Origin of the sequence: Aeromicrobium sp. REDSEA-S38_B2 (genome assembly GCF_001628525.1) — a bacterium.
Lineage (GTDB): Bacteria > Actinomycetota > Actinomycetes > Propionibacteriales > Nocardioidaceae > Aeromicrobium > Aeromicrobium erythreum.
Map to the genome: position 1 here is coordinate 1 of NZ_LUNH01000060.1, position 15570 is coordinate 15570.

At 71.7% G+C, this 15570-nt stretch carries 20 protein-coding genes; 7 read left to right on the forward strand and 13 right to left on the reverse strand.

Annotation, left to right across the window (positions count from 1 at the left end):
- Window positions 1-39 precede the first annotated feature (39 nt).
- The 10 genes from A6Q81_RS12515 to A6Q81_RS12560 all read right to left on the reverse strand — a co-directional run bounded on the left by A6Q81_RS12515 (window position 40) and on the right by A6Q81_RS12560 (window position 8292).
- On the reverse strand, window positions 40-294 hold the full coding sequence (locus tag A6Q81_RS12515; RefSeq protein ID WP_286690656.1) for a rubredoxin: 255 nt from the start codon (window positions 292-294) through the stop codon (window positions 40-42).
- The gene (locus A6Q81_RS12520) at window positions 294-1541 is read right to left on the reverse strand and encodes an alkane 1-monooxygenase (protein ID WP_286690657.1); all 1248 of its coding nucleotides are present in this window, start codon (window positions 1539-1541) and stop codon (window positions 294-296) included. Before A6Q81_RS12520 ends, A6Q81_RS12515 begins: the two co-directional genes overlap by 1 nt.
- A gap of 262 nt (window positions 1542-1803) precedes the next feature.
- The gene (locus A6Q81_RS12525) at window positions 1804-2682 is read right to left on the reverse strand and encodes a type II secretion system F family protein (RefSeq protein ID WP_067855293.1); all 879 of its coding nucleotides are present in this window, start codon (window positions 2680-2682) and stop codon (window positions 1804-1806) included.
- A 1-nt stretch (window position 2683) separates the two neighbouring features.
- Entirely contained in the window at window positions 2684-3619 is a 936-nt protein-coding gene (locus A6Q81_RS12530) for a type II secretion system F family protein (protein ID WP_286690671.1), read from the reverse strand.
- A 5-nt stretch (window positions 3620-3624) separates the two neighbouring features.
- Window positions 3625-5013 (reverse strand): TadA family conjugal transfer-associated ATPase, encoded by a 1389-nt coding sequence (locus tag A6Q81_RS12535; RefSeq protein WP_253023957.1) that lies wholly within the window; start codon window positions 5011-5013, stop codon window positions 3625-3627.
- Between the two features lies 1 nt (window position 5014).
- Window positions 5015-6211 carry a CpaE/TadZ family protein gene (locus A6Q81_RS12540; RefSeq protein ID WP_286690658.1) on the reverse strand — a complete coding sequence of 399 codons (1197 nt, stop codon included), beginning with the start codon at window positions 6209-6211 and terminating at the stop codon, window positions 5015-5017.
- Window positions 6208-6882, reverse strand: coding sequence for a Flp pilus assembly protein CpaB (gene cpaB, locus A6Q81_RS12545; RefSeq protein WP_286690659.1), 675 nt, complete (start codon window positions 6880-6882; stop codon window positions 6208-6210). The genes A6Q81_RS12540 and cpaB overlap by 4 nt, the downstream gene beginning before the upstream one ends.
- Before the next feature lie 260 nt (window positions 6883-7142).
- A complete protein-coding gene (locus tag A6Q81_RS12550) occupies window positions 7143-7361 on the reverse strand; it encodes a Flp family type IVb pilin (RefSeq protein WP_286690660.1) in 219 nt (72 codons plus the stop codon).
- Between the two features lie 181 nt (window positions 7362-7542).
- Window positions 7543-7680 (reverse strand): Flp family type IVb pilin, encoded by a 138-nt coding sequence (locus tag A6Q81_RS12555; protein ID WP_083516257.1) that lies wholly within the window; start codon window positions 7678-7680, stop codon window positions 7543-7545.
- Window positions 7681-7755: 75 nt separating this feature from the next.
- Window positions 7756-8292 (reverse strand): hypothetical protein, encoded by a 537-nt coding sequence (locus A6Q81_RS12560; RefSeq protein ID WP_286690661.1) that lies wholly within the window; start codon window positions 8290-8292, stop codon window positions 7756-7758.
- A gap of 204 nt (window positions 8293-8496) precedes the next feature.
- Between A6Q81_RS12560 and A6Q81_RS12565 the strand changes: the two genes are divergently transcribed.
- Window positions 8497-8664 carry a hypothetical protein gene (locus A6Q81_RS12565; RefSeq protein ID WP_158509173.1) on the forward strand — a complete coding sequence of 56 codons (168 nt, stop codon included), beginning with the start codon at window positions 8497-8499 and terminating at the stop codon, window positions 8662-8664.
- A 311-nt stretch (window positions 8665-8975) separates the two neighbouring features.
- Here the strand turns inward: A6Q81_RS12565 and A6Q81_RS12570 are convergent, their stop codons facing one another.
- Window positions 8976-10493, reverse strand: coding sequence for an FAD-dependent oxidoreductase (locus tag A6Q81_RS12570; protein ID WP_286690662.1), 1518 nt, complete (start codon window positions 10491-10493; stop codon window positions 8976-8978).
- A gap of 88 nt (window positions 10494-10581) precedes the next feature.
- Here A6Q81_RS12570 and A6Q81_RS12575 point away from each other — a divergent pair, with 88 nt between their 5' ends.
- Entirely contained in the window at window positions 10582-11208 is a 627-nt protein-coding gene (locus A6Q81_RS12575; protein ID WP_286690663.1) for a cysteine hydrolase family protein, read from the forward strand.
- Here A6Q81_RS12575 and A6Q81_RS12580 read toward each other — a convergent pair.
- Complete coding sequence (locus A6Q81_RS12580; protein WP_286690664.1) at window positions 11205-12425, reverse strand: cytochrome P450; 1221 nt, start codon at window positions 12423-12425, stop codon at window positions 11205-11207. The two genes, A6Q81_RS12575 and A6Q81_RS12580, sit on opposite strands and share 4 nt — an antisense overlap.
- A 90-nt stretch (window positions 12426-12515) precedes the next feature.
- On the opposite strand from A6Q81_RS12580, the gene A6Q81_RS12585 reads away from it, so the two are divergent.
- From A6Q81_RS12585 to A6Q81_RS12600, 4 genes are read left to right on the forward strand one after another with little or no spacing between them, the layout of a single operon-like run.
- Window positions 12516-12962, forward strand: coding sequence for a hypothetical protein (locus A6Q81_RS12585; RefSeq protein WP_286690665.1), 447 nt, complete (start codon window positions 12516-12518; stop codon window positions 12960-12962).
- Window positions 12959-14191, forward strand: coding sequence for an NRAMP family divalent metal transporter (locus A6Q81_RS12590; protein ID WP_286690666.1), 1233 nt, complete (start codon window positions 12959-12961; stop codon window positions 14189-14191). Before A6Q81_RS12585 ends, A6Q81_RS12590 begins: the two co-directional genes overlap by 4 nt.
- Before the next feature lies 1 nt (window position 14192).
- Window positions 14193-14573 (forward strand): hypothetical protein, encoded by a 381-nt coding sequence (locus A6Q81_RS12595; RefSeq protein ID WP_286690667.1) that lies wholly within the window; start codon window positions 14193-14195, stop codon window positions 14571-14573.
- Window positions 14560-14883 (forward strand): hypothetical protein, encoded by a 324-nt coding sequence (locus tag A6Q81_RS12600; RefSeq protein ID WP_286690668.1) that lies wholly within the window; start codon window positions 14560-14562, stop codon window positions 14881-14883. Before A6Q81_RS12595 ends, A6Q81_RS12600 begins: the two co-directional genes overlap by 14 nt.
- Here the strand turns inward: A6Q81_RS12600 and A6Q81_RS12605 are convergent.
- A complete protein-coding gene (locus tag A6Q81_RS12605; RefSeq protein ID WP_286690669.1) occupies window positions 14829-14969 on the reverse strand; it encodes a hypothetical protein in 141 nt (46 codons plus the stop codon). The genes A6Q81_RS12600 and A6Q81_RS12605 overlap by 55 nt on opposite strands.
- A 97-nt stretch (window positions 14970-15066) precedes the next feature.
- Between A6Q81_RS12605 and A6Q81_RS12610 the strand changes: the two genes are divergently transcribed.
- Complete coding sequence (locus A6Q81_RS12610; protein WP_286690670.1) at window positions 15067-15414, forward strand: TraR/DksA family transcriptional regulator; 348 nt, start codon at window positions 15067-15069, stop codon at window positions 15412-15414.
- The last annotated feature ends 156 nt before the right edge of the window (window positions 15415-15570 follow it).

Sequence of the window (15570 nt, forward strand, 5' to 3'; positions counted from 1 at the left end):
CGTCGTAGATGAACCCGCACTGCTGACACTCCAAGACCTTCAATGCTGCGCTCCCTGCTCCGCCTGCCGGGCCTGGGCGGCCCGGGTCTCGGCACTGATGATGTCGCCATCCTGGTCGTTGTGCGTGAACTCCGCCTCCGGCACGAAGTCGACCTGCTCACGCACGCCGCAGTCGGGGCAGGTCCAGTCGGGGTCGACGTCGGAGAACGCCGTGCCGGCGGGCCAGCCCTCGCGCGGGTCGCCGACGGCCTCGTCGTAGACGTACTCGCAGTTGGGGCAGATGAACCGCGCCATCAGGCCACCGCCTCGTGCGTGCCGCGGCGACGGTCGCCGTAGCGGGCGCGGTAGGTCTCGGCCATCCGCGGGTGCAGGTTGGCACGCTCGACGTCGCCGTCGTAGTGCGCCAACACCCGCTCGTCCATGACCTTGCGCCAGACGGCGGGGATCCAGGTGGCGACGATCATGCCGGCGTAGCCGGTGGGCAGCACCGGCGCCTCCTTGAAGTCGCGCAGGGCCTGGTAGCGACGCGTCGGGTTCGCGTGGTGGTCGCTGTGGCGCTGCAGGTGGTAGAGCAGCACGTTGGTGCCGATGTTGTTGCTGTTCCAGCTGTGCGAGGGGTTGACGCGCTCGTACCGGCCCGACTCCAGCTTCTGGCGCTTCATGCCGTAGTGCTCGAGGAAGTTGACCGACTCGAGCAGCCAGATGCCGAGCACGGCCTGCACGAGCAGGTAGGGCAGGAGCTGCCAGCCGAAGGCGGCGAGGGCGAAGCCCCAGAGCAGCACGCTGAACATCCAGGCGTTGACGAGGTCGTTCTTGAGGCTGAGCGGGCTCTTGCCGAGGCGTCCGAAGCGCTTCTTCTCCAGCTCCCACGCGCTGCGCAGGCTGCCGACGACGGTGCGCGGCATGAACTCCCACACGTTCTCGCCGAGCCGGCTGCTCGCGGGGTCCTCGGGCGTGGCGACGCGGACGTGGTGGCCGCGGTTGTGCTCGATGTAGAAGTGGCCGTAGAAGGTCTGGGCGAGGGCGACGCGGGCGAACCAGCGCTCGTGCTCCTCCTTCTTGTGGCCGAGCTCGTGCGCGGTGTTGATGCCGATGCCGGCCACCATGCCCATGCCGGTGGCCAGGCCGAGCTTGTCGTACCAGGTGAGGGGGTCGGTGATCCCGGGGAGCACGCTGGCCGAGAACGGGTCCCAGCCGAAGATCGTGCCGTCGCCGAGCAGGAAGCAGCCCCAGAGGAATCCGGCGAGCTGCAGCGGGATGAACGCGTACGTGACCCAGCGGTAGTAGCGGTCCTCCTCGAGGGAATCGATGAGCTCGTCCGGCGGGTTGTTCGGGTCGAGCCCGGCGACCAGGTCGACGAGCGGGACGACCACGAACAGGAAGAACGGTCCGAAGTACCACCACACGTGCCAGCCGGTGGCGGCGACGGCGCCCCAGATGACGAGCGGGATCAGCGGGACGATCGCCCCGATGAGCCACAGGTAGCGCTTCTTGTCGGTCCACTCGACGGTGCGTCCGTCGACCGTGGTCGAGAGCGTCATGGGTACCTCCTGGTGCCGGTCACGCTGCGGCGGGGTGCGGCGTGGATCACTTGACAGGACGGTACCGACTGTCAAGTGACTTGACAACCCCTCGAGGAGTGTCAAGTGAGCGGTGTCACGTCGACACAGGGGCGAGCCGCCCCCGATTGGGAGATCGGGGACGGCCCGCTGAGGGCCCCGGACCGGGGCAACAGGGAAACCGCGGTCCGGGGTGCCTGGGGACCGGACGAGCCGGCGTCTTCGGTTGTGGTCGGGTGCGGCGTCAGTTGATGGCGTAGGCGTAGACGATGGCAGGACCCATGACGATCGCGAACAGCACGGGCAGGATGCAGGTCATTAGGGGAATGAGGATCTTCACCGGCACCTGCTGAGCCCTGGCCTCCGCCCGGCGGCGGCGGCTGAGCCGCATCTCCTGCGCCTGGCTGCGGACGACGGACGCCACGGAGACGCCGAACTCCTCGGCCTGCACGACGGCCTTGCAGAACGTCCTGAGCTCGTCGACCGACGTGCGCTCGGCGAGGGCCAGGTAGGCCTCCCTTCGCGCCATGCCCAGGCTCATGTCCTGCATGAGCCGCGACGCCTCCTCGGCGAGCGGGCCGGTCCCCCGCTCCGCCGCCTTCGACAGCGCCGCCTCGAACCCGACGCCTGCCTCGAGCGAGATGACGATCTGGTCGAGCATGTCCGGCAGCCGCTTCTGGATCTCGGCCTGTCGTTTGGTGGCCTGGTTGTAGACCAGCAGGTCCGGGACCATGTAGCAGAAGCCGATGATGCCGAGGGCGACGAGCGGCATGAGCGGGTTGCTGGTCTTGCTCACGAGCAGCGCGCCGAAGAGCAGGCCGAGGACCGCGGTCGCCGGCTTCATCAGCACCACGCGTTCGCGCGTCCACCCCTCGGGGTGACCCGCCAGCACCAGGTTCCGCTCGAGACGGCGCAGGGTCGAGCTGGGCGTGAACCGCTCCCAGAGGTCCGCACGGGTGCGGTCGACCTTCACCACGCCGGTGTCGGAAGCCGCCTCGGCCGCCGCCGACAGGCTGCGGGCGCGCTTGCGCACCCCGCCCCCGCCGGGCGTGGCGACGGCTCCGGTGCCCATGAGGAGGAGCAGGAGGGAGCAGACGAGCAGGAAGGCTGCGAGCATCACCATGTCAGAACTCGATCCGGACGATGGAACGCATCCAGAACCCACCGAGCACGTACATCAGCCCGCACACCACCATGATCACCTTGCCGATGAACACGTCCGCGAAGACGCTCATCTGGGTCGACGCGACCATCGAGTAGTAGATCCCGACACCCACGGGGAGCCCCATGAGGATGTAGGCGGAGAGCCGGCCCTCGGCCGACAGCGCCATCACCTGCTCACGCACGTGGTGCCGCTCGCGGATGGTCTCGGCCACTTGGTCGAGGATCTCGTTGAGGTTGCCGCCGGTCTCGCGCTGGGACTCGATGGCCTGCGCGATCCACTGGAAGTCCTCGGACTGCATGCGGTCGGCCACGTCCTCCATCGCGTCCACCAGGTCGCGCCCGATGCGGTACTCGTTGACGACCCGCGACAGCTCCTCCGACATCGGCGCCTCTGCGTCGTGGGAGGCCGCGTCCATCGCACGCGGCAGGCTCTGGCCCGCGCGCAGCGACGACGCCATCATCTGCAGCAGCGGCGCCAGCTGGCTGGCGAACCGCTTGCGCCGCCGCGCGACCTTGACGCGGACGCCGACCTTGGCCGCGACCGGGACCAGCAGCGACAGGAGGAAGGCCGCGACGACCGGCAGCTGCAGGATCACGAGCCCGAAGAAGGTGGCCCCTCCCAGCACGAGCACGGTCACGACCAGCGAGGCGACCGAGCGGCGCACACCGGCGAGTTCGAGCTCCTCGGCCGAGAACGGCCGCCAGCCGCGTCGGCTCAGCAGCTTCTCGACGGCCTCGACGGCCCCATCGTTGGCCCGGCGCAACAGCGGCTTCTGCTCCGTCACGGCGTAGGCGGCCACCCGCCCACGCGTCCCGCGCGTCTCCGGCACTCCGACGACCGCGAGGTAGGCGCACACGAGCGACCCGATCACCAGCACCGCACCGATCACCAGCATCGCGCTCACCCCACCCTTCCCTGGCGGACCAGGTTGTCCAGGTCGAACGCGATGCCGTGGTCGGCGAAGCGCTCGCTGAACCGCGGCCGGATGCCGGTCGGCACCGCGTTGCCGCGGAACCGTCCGTGCTCGTCCACGCCGGCAGCGAAGTCGAAGGTGAAGATGTCCTGCAGCACGACCGTATCGCCCTCCAGGCCCATCACCTCGGTCACGTTCACGACACGTCGCGACCCGTCGCGGAGCCGCTGGATCTGCACGATCAGGTCGACCGCGCTGGCCGCCTGCTCGCGGATCGCGCGCAGGGGCAGGTCCATGCCGGCCATCAGCACGAGCGTCTCCAGGCGCGACATCGCGTCGCGCGGGGAGTTCGCGTGCAGGGTCGACAACGAGCCGTCGTGGCCCGTGTTCATCGCCTGCAGCATGTCGAGGGCCTCGCCGCCTCGACACTCACCGACCACGATGCGATCGGGTCGCATGCGCAACGAGTTGCGCACCAGGTCGCGGATGGTCACCTCGCCCTGGCCCTCGATGTTCGCCGGCCGGGCCTCCATGCGCACCACGTGCGGCTGCTGCAGGTTGAGCTCGACCGCGTCCTCGATGGTGACGATGCGCTCGCCGGCCGGGATGAAACGGCTCAGCACGTTGAGCAGCGTCGTCTTTCCGGTGCCGGTACCGCCGCTGACCAGGATGTTCAGCTTGGCCTGGACACAGGCCTGCAGGAGGTGGGCCATCTGCTCGGTCATGCTGCCGAACCCGATGAGGTCGGTGACCGTGAACGGGTCCTTGCTGAACTTGCGGATGGTCAGCGACGACCCGTCGACCGCCAACGGCGGGATCACGGCGTTCACGCGGGACCCGTCGGCCAGCCGGGCGTCCACGAGCGGCGACGACTCGTCGATGCGACGGCCGACCTTGCTGACGATGCGCTCGATGACCCGACGCAGGTGGTCCTCGGAGGCGAAGCGCGCCGTCACCTGCGTGAGCCGCCCGCGCCGCTCGACGTACACCTGGTCGTACCGGTTCACCATGATCTCGCTGATGCTGTCGTCCTCGAGCATCCGCTCCAGCGGGCCGAGGCCCAGCGCGTCGTCCTCGACGTCGCGCACCAGCCGACGCCGCTCGTCGGAGGTGAGCAGCAGCTGCTGGTCGCCCTCGATGACCGACGTGAGCTCCTCCCGCACGAAGGCGTGCAGCTGGTCCTCGGTGAGGCTCGGGTCGTTGATGCGGGCGCCGATGCGCCCCATGAGGGCCTCGGACGCCCGCGCCTTCATCGACGCGTACGCGTCGCCGAGCGCACCCGAGCCGTCGACGTCCTCCAGCTCCTCCGTCTCCACGACGGCGCTGGTGAACGTGCTGGCCTCCCGGGCGCTGGCGAGCCGGTCGCTCAACCGCATGTCAGGCCACCTCCAGCCGCTTGTGGCCCGGCTTGCCCTCGGCGGCCCGGGCCCGGTCGTAGACCTTCTTGGCCAGAGCCTTGACCGACTTCACGAACGGGTTCGACCGGCTGCTGACGACCAGCGGGACACCCTTGTTGGAAGCGACCGGCACCTCCTTCGCGCGCGGCATGACCACGTCGACCGGGAGGCCGAGCATCGCCTCGACGTCCTTGACCTTGAGCCCGGACTGCTTGTCCGCGAAGTTCAGCACCACGTGACGCGACGCCGGCAGGATCGCCAGCTCGCTCAGCAGCTCGACCTCCTTGCGCACGCTCCGCAGGCAGGCGATGTCCATCGTGCTGACCAGGACCGCGTCGTCGCTCGCCTCGAGCGCCCCGAGGGTCGCCTCGTCGAGCCCGGCCGCGGTGTCGACGACGACGTAGCGGAACTGCTCCTGCAGTTGACGCACCAGGGCGGTGACCTGCTCGGAGGTCACGTGGTCGTTCGCGGCCGGCGACTCCGCGCCGCACAGCACGAAGAACCCGGCCGTATGCACCGTCAGGTAGGTCTTGAGCAGCAGGTTGTCGCGAGCGCCCGGCCCGAACGCGTCCTCGAGCGTGTGGCTCGGCCGCAGGTCGAGCACCGTCGACACGTCGCCGAACTGCAGGTCGAGGTCGACGAGCACGACCTCCATGGGCGACTGCTGCGCCAGCGCGACGGCCAGGTTGGTGGCGATGCTGGTCTTGCCGACCCCGCCCTTGGGCGAGAGCACGGTCAACGTGCGCGACCGGAAGTCGACGGGCGCCGTGGGCCTGGCCAGCTTGAGCGGGTCGCCCGCCGTCGCCGGCGTGCGCGCGTCGAGCCGTGCTCGCAGACCCGCGAGCAGGTTGGGGTCGTCGATGCTCGGTGCGACGTCGCGGATGCCCGAGCGCATCGCCTCGAGCATGACCTCCTTCTCGGTGGCCGCGACGAGCACGAGGTCGACGTCGGGTCGGACCGCAGCGACCTCACGCGCCAGGGCCATGGAGGCCTGCAGCGGCACGGCCGCGGTGAGGATCATCGCGTCGGGGATCACGGTCGGGTCGAGCCCGCGCAGGAAGCTGGAGGAGTCGCCCTGCATGGCGTCAGCACCGAGCGCGACGCACTGATGACCGATGGTCGCCTCGACCCGCCCGGCGAGCTCGTCGTCGCCGCCGACGATCAGCACGAGACTCATGGCGCCACCACCCGGCTGTCGACCGTCCGGCCTCCGCCGGTGTCGGTGTCGGTGGTCTGCTTCGTCAGCCAGACCTTGCCGAACTCCATGGCGTTGACGATCTTCTCGGCGTCGATCGTCCGCACGGCGACCGTCACGGTGGCGCCGGACGCTACCTGCGCGTCGCCGACGCCCGCGGAGACGGCGAGGACGCGGACGCGGTTGGCCGCGTTGGCCGTCCGTCCCTCGTAGCTGGCCAGGACGCCCACCAGGTCACCCGGGGCCAGTGCACCTCCCACGATGCGCTGACCCTCGAGCTGGATGGCGAGCTCCTGCATGCCCTTCGGCACTGCGGTGTCGCCCTTCACGTCGTCGGGCGCGGCGAACTTGGCCGCCGTGAGCTGGTCACCGGGGACGAGCACGCCCTGGGTCACCTCGCCCTCGACGTCCGAGAGGTCGGTGAGGGCACCGGGCACCACCGCAGCCTTCGGCAGCTCGACGGTCTCGACGCTCTTCGCGAGCTCGCTCGCCGGCGTCTTGGTGGCCACCTCCTGGGTGACCCGCAGCACCGTGGTGCGCTCGGTGCCCTCGAAGGCGCGGTCGTCGGCGCCCTGCGCGTAGACGACGAGCGCGGCGAAGCCGAGCACCGCCAGCAGCACCGCAGCGCCGATGGCCAGTCGTTGCTTGTTCACGACAATCTCCCTGTTCCCGTGAAGCGTGCGTCCCTTGACCCCGGGACGCGGGGGCGGTGGGGATCACGACAGGACGCCCCGAGATGCTGCTGCACCCCGTCGCGGGACGGTCCCTCACCCTGTTGCCTGATGTGCCGCCCTCCGGGCTCCCTCTCCGGTGGGCGGCGGGAACGCCGTGGAGGCCTCAGGCTCTCCAGGACGTCCGCGGTGCGGCGTCGACGCCGCGAGCCCGAGCTCGCGGCGTCGCCTCGCTCACGAGATCACGGCGTGGTCGTGGTCGGGGTCGTCCCGCCACCGAGCTTCGTGTTGATCACGCCGAAGGCGTCGTTGATCTTGCCGCCGAGCAGGACCACGGCGGCGATGATCACGGCGGCGATCAGGGCGACCAGCAGGCCGTACTCGACGGCGGTCGCACCCTTCTCGTCACGGCGGTCCTTGGCGGTGGCGATGTAGGCCAGGATGGTCGACAGTGCGTACATGATGTAACTCCCTCAGATGTTTCGAGCCCCGGTTCCCCGATTGCTCCGTCACCCCTGTTGGTGACGCTCCCTGAGAAAAAAGTTAAGTCCGAAAGTCCTGTTTGTCATGCGAGTTACGGGCCATCTCTTCTTAGTTCGGTCGGACTATGGCGTTCGTCACATGCATGGTGTGGCGCAGGTCTCAGAACGGGGGCACGCGCTCGAACAGCTCGAGCACGTCCTGGCCGAAGATGCCCACGGTCGCAGCGATCACCGCGGCGATGAACACCGCCAGCAACGCGTACTCCACCGCGGTCGCGCCGCGCTCGTCATGGGTCATCGTGCCCTCCTCCGGACATCGTCACCGTAGGCGAACTAGTCCGGCAAGGGTGACCAAACCCGCGAGAAAGTGCTCTCAGACGCCCCGGTCGGGGACCTTGGACAGGGCCACGAGCACGAGCTGGGTCTGCGACACGCAGGTCTGCAGCACGACGTCTGCACTCGGGCGCAGGTCGCGCACGAACACGTCGCGACGCTGGTGCCGGTCGACGAGGTCGACCCGGTAGAGACCGGCGTCGACACCGGGGCCGTCCAGCTCGACGACGTCACCGCGGTCGAGCTCCGGGATCCAGGCCGCCCCGCCGCAGTAGTCGTGCTCCGAGACCAGCAGCGGACGGCCCTCCTCCTGCACGTCGATCGCCACCGGGCCGCGGCACGCGTCCAGCGGCGCCTTGAAGGCGGCGAGCGTCGCCGCCGCCGACATCGTCCGCCGCACGTCCGGACGAGGGGCCGGCGAGGGTGACGCCGGCGCGGCCTCCAGCCTCGGCAGCGTCGCGGCGGAGAACGACTCGCCGCCGCCCGGCTGCTCGGGGCTGGTACATCCCGCGACGAGCGCGGCCGTCGCCGTGGCAGCTGCCACGGCGGCAACGCTGGCGCAGGCACGGACGGACATGCGTCGATCGTAGGCGGACCGGGCGCCGGGCGGCACCCGCCGGCGGCACGTCGACGCATGACCTCGCACGAGCCGGGTACTCGACCAGCACGGGCTCGTCCCCCTGGCGGGCCCCGAACGGTGCGGGCCCGTCCCCCTGGCGGGTCCGCACCCTCATGTCTGGAGGTCCTCGTGCCATCACCCCGTCTCCGGTGGGTCCTGGGCGTGTCCGCGACCCTGGCGCTCGCCGTCGCCGGCCTCGCCGGCTCCGCCGTCGTCCGCTACGGCCCGCTGACACAGCCTTGGGGCTACCTGTTCCTCACCCTCGCCGTCCTCGGCACGGTGGGCACGACGCTGCTGTTCGTCATGCGCGCGCACGGCATCGACGACTGAGGCGGTCGCCTGCACGTCCCGGCCCCGCCGGGGTACTCACCCCGCGACCCCGACCGAGGAGGACGCCATGGACGACCAGCCCGACGACGACTGGAGCGGAAGCACCCGTCGACCCTGGTACAACCCCCCGATGCGGACGGGCGGCTCGGAGACCGGCGTCGGCGCCTGGCGCTGGGCCGTGCTGGGCATCGCCGTGCTGGTCGTGGCGGCGATCGTCGTGATCGTGCTGGTCGACCAGGACGTGCTCCCCCGCGCCTGGGCCTACGCGGTGCTGCCGGTCGCGATCATCGCCGCGGCCGCCTCGCGCGTCGTCACGACCCTGAAGGCCAAGGCCGCGACGGACCGCCGCACCTCACTCGACCCCGACGGACCCGACGTCCCGGACCCTCGACGAGCGTCCCGTCGGGCTCGAACCGCGACCCGTGCAGGGGGCAGTCCCACGTCTGCTCGACGTCGTTCCAGCGCACCACGCCGCCCAGGTGCGGGCAGACGCCGGAGACCGAGCGGACGCACCCGTCCACCGTCGAGGTGGCCACCGGCGGCCGGCCCCGCGTGACGACGCCCTGGCTCTCCCCCGGCACCTCGCCCGCGCGTGCGAGGGCGCCGAGCCAGCCCGACGCCAGGTGCCCGCCGACCGCGGCGTTCCACTGGGCCAGCGACGTCATCGAGCGTGGTCCCGTGAGCCGACCGGGCGGCACCAGCGGGAGCCGGCGGCCCTGCGCGACCGCCGCGGCGACCGCTCGCGCGCCCGCCACCCCGGCCAGGAGACCCCATCCTCCGAGACCCGTGACCACGTGGACCGGGGCCCGTCCTGGGGCCCGTCCGGCGATGGGCACCTCGTCGGGCGTCAGGTAGTCCTGTGCCGACCAGGCGGCGACCTCGGCGCCGACGTCGAGGTGCTCGCGGGCCCACTGGCGCACCGCCTCGAGGTGACGCCCTGCGGGTCCGGAGCGGCCCACCACGTGGCCGTGGCCCCCGACGAGCGCGAGCGGCGCCCGCCCCGGTCGCGGCACCCCACGCACCGTCCACGACGGCGACCCGACCGACACCGCCATCGGCAGTGCCTCCTCGCTCGTCTCGAAGGCGACGACGTACGAGCGGTGCGGCTTGACCGTCGCGAAGGCGGCCGTCCGGTCGAGCACGGGGATGCCGGTGGCGACGAGCACGTGAGCGGCCCTCAGCTCCTCACCGCCCTCGAGCGTGACGCAGGGGCTCGCGCCGCCGCTGACCTGACGGACGCGACGCCCGAGCCGGACGTCGACGCCCGCGGCGACGGCCTCGGCGCCGAGCGCCGCCACGTACGCGAGCGCGTCGACCTGCGGCTGGTCGTCCAGCACCACGGCTCCGTAGCCGGGCAGGCCAGCGGGTACCTCACGCTGCCAGCGCGTGGGCAGTCCTGCGCGCCGGGCGGCCGCGTTCTCGGCTCGCGTGTCGGACGTCCGGTCGCCGTCCGACGCCCAGGTGACCGCAGGGCGGTGCTGCACGTCGACGTCCCAGTGGTCGAGCAGCTGCTCGACCCACGTCTGCGCCTCCCGGCAGGCCTCGACGTACCGCGCGCTCGTCGCCGGCCCGTGGTGGGTCGCGATCGTCGAGAGACGCGTGCCCTGGAGCAGGCTGAGCTTGCCCGTCGACCGTCCGGACGTGCCGGCGCCCAACGTCGGGTGCGCCTCGACGAGCACCACCCGCCGTCCGTGGCGCGCGAGCTCGACGGCCGCGCTCAGGCCGACGACACCGCCACCGATGACGATGTCGTCGACGATGCCGCCGAGGGTGGTCCGTGTCGTCGGTGCGAGGCTCGCCTCGGTGTGCCAGCTCGTCCGTGCCGTCATGACTGCTCCGTCCGTCGGGTGTCGCGACCCTCCTCGTACCCGGCGAGGTCCGTGGCATGCAGGCTGACGACGTGGGTACGACGACGGCGTGACCACCCCCACGACCCCCGAGACCGACCCCAGCAGTTCCGAGCCCAGCACCACCGGGCCCAGCACGCCCAGGCCCAGCAGCACCGCCCTCGTGCTGATCGACCTGCAGGAGGACTTCCTCTCCACGCCGGGCCTCGCCCGACGTCGCGCCGGGCTGCTGGCGGCCGTGCACTGGTGGGTCGGTCAGGCGCGTCGACACGCTGCGCCCGTCGTCGAGGTCCGCACGGTGCTGCCGCGGGACCCGGCCACCTGGGCGCTGAACATGCGCGACGACGACAGTCCCGTCGCCCTCGAGGGCACCGACGGTGCGGGGCCGGTCTCCGAGCTGGCGGACGTCGACACGATCCTGGTGACCAAGCGTCGTGACGACGCCTTCCTCGACACCGAGCTGCTCGAGGTGCTGCGGGCCCACGACGTGGACCGGCTCCTGCTCGCCGGCGTCGCCACGCAGGCGTGCGTCGCGATGACCGCCGCGAGCGCGTACGCGCACGACTTCCGGGTCAGTCTCGCCGGCGGCGCGGTGGCCTCCGACGACGACCACGCACACCAGGAGGCGCTGCGCTGGCTGGCCGAGGAGTACCGCCAGGACGTCCGGGAGCCTCGCGAGGGCTGGCCGACGGCCTAGCGGCGTTGCTCGACCCGTGCCCGGCACTGCGGGCGCGGCGGCATCCGTCGCAGCGAGACACGGCCCTCGTGCACGACGGCACCTGAACGGGCCAGCTCGGGCAGCATGACGCTGAGGTAGGCGAGCGTCAGGTCCTCGCCAGGACACCGGTGGCCGCGCTCCCGGGAGCCCCCGCCCTGCGGCACGAGGTTGACGGCGGTGACCCGCTCCCTGGCGTACCGGAGCGGGTCGAAGACCTCGGGCCGCGCCCAGCTGCGCGGGTCGTGGTCCGTTCCCCACACGTCGAGCACGACCAGGGTGCCTGCCGGCACCTTCACGTCGCCCCATCGGGTGTCCCGCCCGGCGCGAGCGGCGAGCAGCGGGACGAACGGCGTCGTCCGGCGCACCTCCTGCGCGACGTCGATCGGTGACAGCGTCCCGTCCGCCAAGGCCGAGCGCAGCGCCGGGTGCTCGTCGAGCGCTCGCGCCCCACCGGCCACCAGCCAGGCGACGGCCACCTGCGGGCGCACGACGTTGAGGAGCTCCGTCGCGGCGACCTCGTCGGCGACCTGTCGCCCGTCCTCGTCGCGCAGGTCCGCCACCGCGCGCACCAGGCCCGAGGCCTCCGTGCCGTGTCGCGCCGCGCGCACCTGGTCGACGACCCAGGCCTGGGTCCTGGCCCGCGCGGCTCGCGCACGCTGGTGGCGAGGGCCCGCGACGGCACCGAACCCGTCGACCATGGCGACGAGGTCGCGCCGCAGCGGCTCCCACCCCCGAGGGTCGACCGCCAGGCCGGCCCGGTCCACGGCGACGCGCGTGAGCACCGCGCTCGCCCGCTCGAACACGTCCACCTCGCCGTCCCAGCCGGACACCTCCTCCCGCCAGGCCGTCCCGAGACGCGCGGTCGAGGCTCGCACCGCCTCCGCGTCGAGCACGTCGACGAACCAGTGCTTGCGCACGTCATGGTGCTCACCATCGAGGGTGTGCACGGCACCCGGACCGAAGAGCGGTTGAGCCACGAGGCCCGGCACGGCGTCGCGCCGTCGCAGGGCTTCGTCGCCGTAGAACCAGGCCGCCGCCTCCGCGCCGCGCACGATCAGCGCCCGCGCACCCGCGACCCGGGTCGGGGTGACGTCCTCGGCGTCCCGACGACGACGCTCGGAGAAGCGGTAGCCGTCCAGCAGGAGGAGCGGGCTGCGATCGAGCCAGGGGTGGTCCAGGGCGATGTTCTTGGTCATGCCCCTCGTGTTCCCGTCACGGCGTCGGGGAACCGCCGTGTGGCGGACGCGGGACGGGGTACGTCGTGCGACGGACGTGAGGAGGACCTGATGCGCCCCACCGGCAGCGGGAGACGCGCGGGGGTCGCCCTCGCGGTCGCGACGCTCCTCGTCGCCGCCGGGTGCGGCGTCGCGGACGATCCCTTGGCGTCGACCGTCGACGAGCTCACCTCGTCCGCGCGCTCGGCGTCGCTGGCCGTCCAGCTGCACGCGGAGGGTCGGACGACGTCCGCAGCGGTCAGGACGCAGCTCGACGACGCGACGCTTGACGCGTCGGACGCGCTACGCCGGACGGCCTCGCTCGACGTGCAGCCAGGACAGGTCGAACCACGCCACCAGGCCCTGCGCGTCGGTGCCGACACCCTCGACCTCCTGCACCACGTGTCCGACCTCGTGCGCGCGGGACGCGACGTACCTCGGCGGACCGCTGCCCGCCTCGACGACGTCGCGAACCGCCTCGCGCTGCTGTCGGCCGACGCGCGAGGAGCGACCTCGTGAACCGCCTGTTCGCTGCGACCCTCGGCATCCTCACCGCCATCGGCGGGTTCGTCGACATCGGCGACCTGGTGACGAACGCGGTGGTCGGATCGCGCTTCGGCCTCTCCCTCGCCTGGGTGGTCGTGGTCGGCGTCGTCGGCATCGTCCTGTTCGCGCACATGTCGGGCAAGGTCACGGCGATCAGTGGACGCGCCACGTTCGAGATCATCCGGGAGCGTCTGGGGCCGCGCGCCGCCCTGGTCAACCTCGGCGGCTCGATGGCACTCACGCTGCTGACGCTCGCCGCCGAGATCGGCGGGATCGCCCTGGCGCTGCAGCTGCTGGCCGGCGTCGCGCCGCTCACGATCGTGCTTCCCCTGGCGTTCGCGGTCTGGTGGATCGTCTGGCGGGTGCGCTTCAGCTGGATGGAGAACGCCGCAGGGCTCCTCGGTCTGCTGCTCGTCGGCTTCGTCGTCGCTCTCGTCGCCCTCGACCCCGACTGGACGGCTCTCGGCCGGCAGCTCGTCCCCTCCGTCCCGGCCGGGGGTGGCGAGAGCGGTCTCACCTACGCCTACTACGCCGTAGCCCTCTTCGGGGCCGCGATGACGCCGTACGAGGTGTTCTTCTTCTCCTCCGGCGCGGCCGAGGAGGGATGGACCTCCCGCGACCTGTGGATGTCGCGGCTGAACGTGCTGGTCGGCTTCCCGCTCGGCGGTGTGCTCTCGCTCGCCATCGCCGGCTGCGCCGCCGTCGTGCTCCTCCCGGCGGGCATCGCGGTCACGAGTCTCTCGCAGGTGCTGGCACCGGTCGCGGTCGCTCTGGGCGTCGTCGGCGTCGTCGTGGTGCTCGTCGGGGTCGTGGCCGCCACGACCGGAGCAGCGCTCGAGACGGCGCTCGCGTGCGGCTACTCCATCGCGCAGTACGCGGGCTGGCCCTGGGGCAAGCGTCTGCGGCCGGTGCAGGCGCCGCAGTTCCACGTCGTGGTCGCTGGCGCCGTCGCCCTGGCGTGCGTCGTCCTGGCCACGGGCGTCGACCCGATCATGGTCACCGAGTTCTCGGTCGTCTTCAGCGCCGTCGCCCTCCCCCTGACGTACTTCCCGGTCCTCGTGGTCGCGAACGATCCTGACTACGTCGGCGAGCACGTCAACGGGCGAGTCGTCAACGCGGTCGCGCTGGTCTACCTCGTGATCATCGGCGTCGCCGCGGTGGCAGCAGTGCCGCTCATGGTCCTCACCAGGATGGGGGCCTGACATGACCGAGGGCCCGCGACACCCGGCTCGGGGCCGGCTGGTCGACGTCAACCTGCACCTGCTCGACCGTCAGGTGCTCGACCGCGACGGCCTCCCCGTCCTCGCGGTCGACGACCTCGAGATCACGTGGCCAGGCCCCGGACCCACCGGGCGGCCTCAGGTCGACCGTCTCCTGCTCGGTTCCGGCCTGCTGACGCGGTTCTTCGGCGCTCGTGCGCCGTCATGGCGGCGCCGCGGCGTCCCTTGGCACGACGTCGCCTCGATCGACACGGCCGTCCACCTCGCCGTCGGCCGTGAGGAGCTCGATCTGCTCTGGGTGGAGCGGTGGTGGCGCGATGTGGTCGTCGCACGGATTCCCGGAGGCCGTCATGATCCTCGGTGAGCTGCTCGGCGCACTGGTCCTGCAGGACGGCGAGCGGGTCGGCGTGGTCGTCGACGCACGGCTCCTGGTGCCCGACGACGGGTCGGCGCCCGAGGTCGTCGGTCTCGTCATCGGTCCGCGACGAGGCACGGCGTTCCTGGGCTACGAGCGACGCAGCGCGCGTCGGCCGGCCCTGCTCGCGCACCTCTTCGCGTGGCCTCAGCGCGGGTCCTACCTCGTCGACGTCGCCGACCTGAGCTGGCAGCCCGACGACCGTCAGGTCGTGCTCACGAGCGGCTGCACGCGCTGGTCGTCGAGGCTGGACGACTGATCGGGGTCCTGGCCGGGGTCGAGCTCCTCCGCGTCGGCGTCGGGCTCGGCGCCTTCGGCGGGTGCCTCGGGATGGGGCGTGGTCATGACGGTCCTCCTCGGATCGGGTGACCGACGCGTACCCCGACGGCGGTCCCCCACGCACCTGTCGGTGTCGAGGCGCGGATCGGGTACGTCAGCCTCCATGGACGACACCGCCTGGACCCCTGCCGACCTCGACCGGCTGCACGACGCCATGACCGAGGAGAGGTCGCGGCTCCTCGAGCGGGTGGGCGACCACCACCGCTCGGGACCGGTCAGCGGCGACTCGGCCGACCGCGCGGAGCTCGGCGTCGAGACGGAGCTCGACGTCCTCATCGAGACGCAGGACCGTGAGCTCCTGCGCCAGGTCGACATCATGCTCGAGCGGCTCGAGAGCGGCCTCTACCCGGTCTGCGTCGCCTGCGGCGCGCCCGTCGGCCGCGCGCGCCAGGAAGCCTTCCCGCGCGCCACGAGCTGCGTCGACTGCGCTCGCAGCCCACGCCGCTCCTGAGCGGAGAACCCCCTCCCCCGCTCGGGACGCGTCAGTCCTGCTGCTCCCCGCTGATGCCCAGTTCGTGTTCGAGTTGGGTGATGCGTTGGGGTGCGTCGGTGGTGTGGTGGGGGTCGGTGGCGATGACGCGGTGGAACCATTGGAGGGCTTCGTGGG

Bases quoted from the DNA above. Each gene is read 5' to 3' on its own strand.
- A6Q81_RS12560 (WP_286690661.1), bottom strand. From the start codon at position 8,292: ATGTCCGTCCGTGCCTGCGCCAGCGTTGCCGCCGTGGCAGCTGCCACG.
- A6Q81_RS12555 (WP_083516257.1), bottom strand. From the start codon at position 7,680: ATGACCCATGACGAGCGCGGCGCGACCGCGGTGGAGTACGCGTTGCTG.
- A6Q81_RS12580 (WP_286690664.1), bottom strand. From the start codon at position 12,425: ATGACCAAGAACATCGCCCTGGACCACCCCTGGCTCGATCGCAGCCCG.
- A6Q81_RS12595 (WP_286690667.1), top strand. From the start codon at position 14,193: ATGACCGAGGGCCCGCGACACCCGGCTCGGGGCCGGCTGGTCGACGTC.
- A6Q81_RS12585 (WP_286690665.1), top strand. From the start codon at position 12,516: ATGCGCCCCACCGGCAGCGGGAGACGCGCGGGGGTCGCCCTCGCGGTC.
- A6Q81_RS12530 (WP_286690671.1), bottom strand. From the start codon at position 3,619: ATGCTGGTGATCGGTGCGGTGCTGGTGATCGGGTCGCTCGTGTGCGCC.
- A6Q81_RS12605 (WP_286690669.1), bottom strand. From the start codon at position 14,969: ATGACCACGCCCCATCCCGAGGCACCCGCCGAAGGCGCCGAGCCCGAC.
- A6Q81_RS12570 (WP_286690662.1), bottom strand. From the start codon at position 10,493: ATGACGGCACGGACGAGCTGGCACACCGAGGCGAGCCTCGCACCGACG.
- A6Q81_RS12515 (WP_286690656.1), bottom strand. From the start codon at position 294: ATGGCGCGGTTCATCTGCCCCAACTGCGAGTACGTCTACGACGAGGCC.
- A6Q81_RS12610 (WP_286690670.1), top strand. From the start codon at position 15,067: ATGGACGACACCGCCTGGACCCCTGCCGACCTCGACCGGCTGCACGAC.
- A6Q81_RS12525 (WP_067855293.1), bottom strand. From the start codon at position 2,682: ATGGTGATGCTCGCAGCCTTCCTGCTCGTCTGCTCCCTCCTGCTCCTC.
- A6Q81_RS12600 (WP_286690668.1), top strand. From the start codon at position 14,560: ATGATCCTCGGTGAGCTGCTCGGCGCACTGGTCCTGCAGGACGGCGAG.
- A6Q81_RS12535 (WP_253023957.1), bottom strand. From the start codon at position 5,013: ATGCGGTTGAGCGACCGGCTCGCCAGCGCCCGGGAGGCCAGCACGTTC.
- A6Q81_RS12540 (WP_286690658.1), bottom strand. From the start codon at position 6,211: ATGAGTCTCGTGCTGATCGTCGGCGGCGACGACGAGCTCGCCGGGCGG.
- A6Q81_RS12520 (WP_286690657.1), bottom strand. From the start codon at position 1,541: ATGACGCTCTCGACCACGGTCGACGGACGCACCGTCGAGTGGACCGAC.
- A6Q81_RS12550 (WP_286690660.1), bottom strand. From the start codon at position 7,361: ATGTACGCACTGTCGACCATCCTGGCCTACATCGCCACCGCCAAGGAC.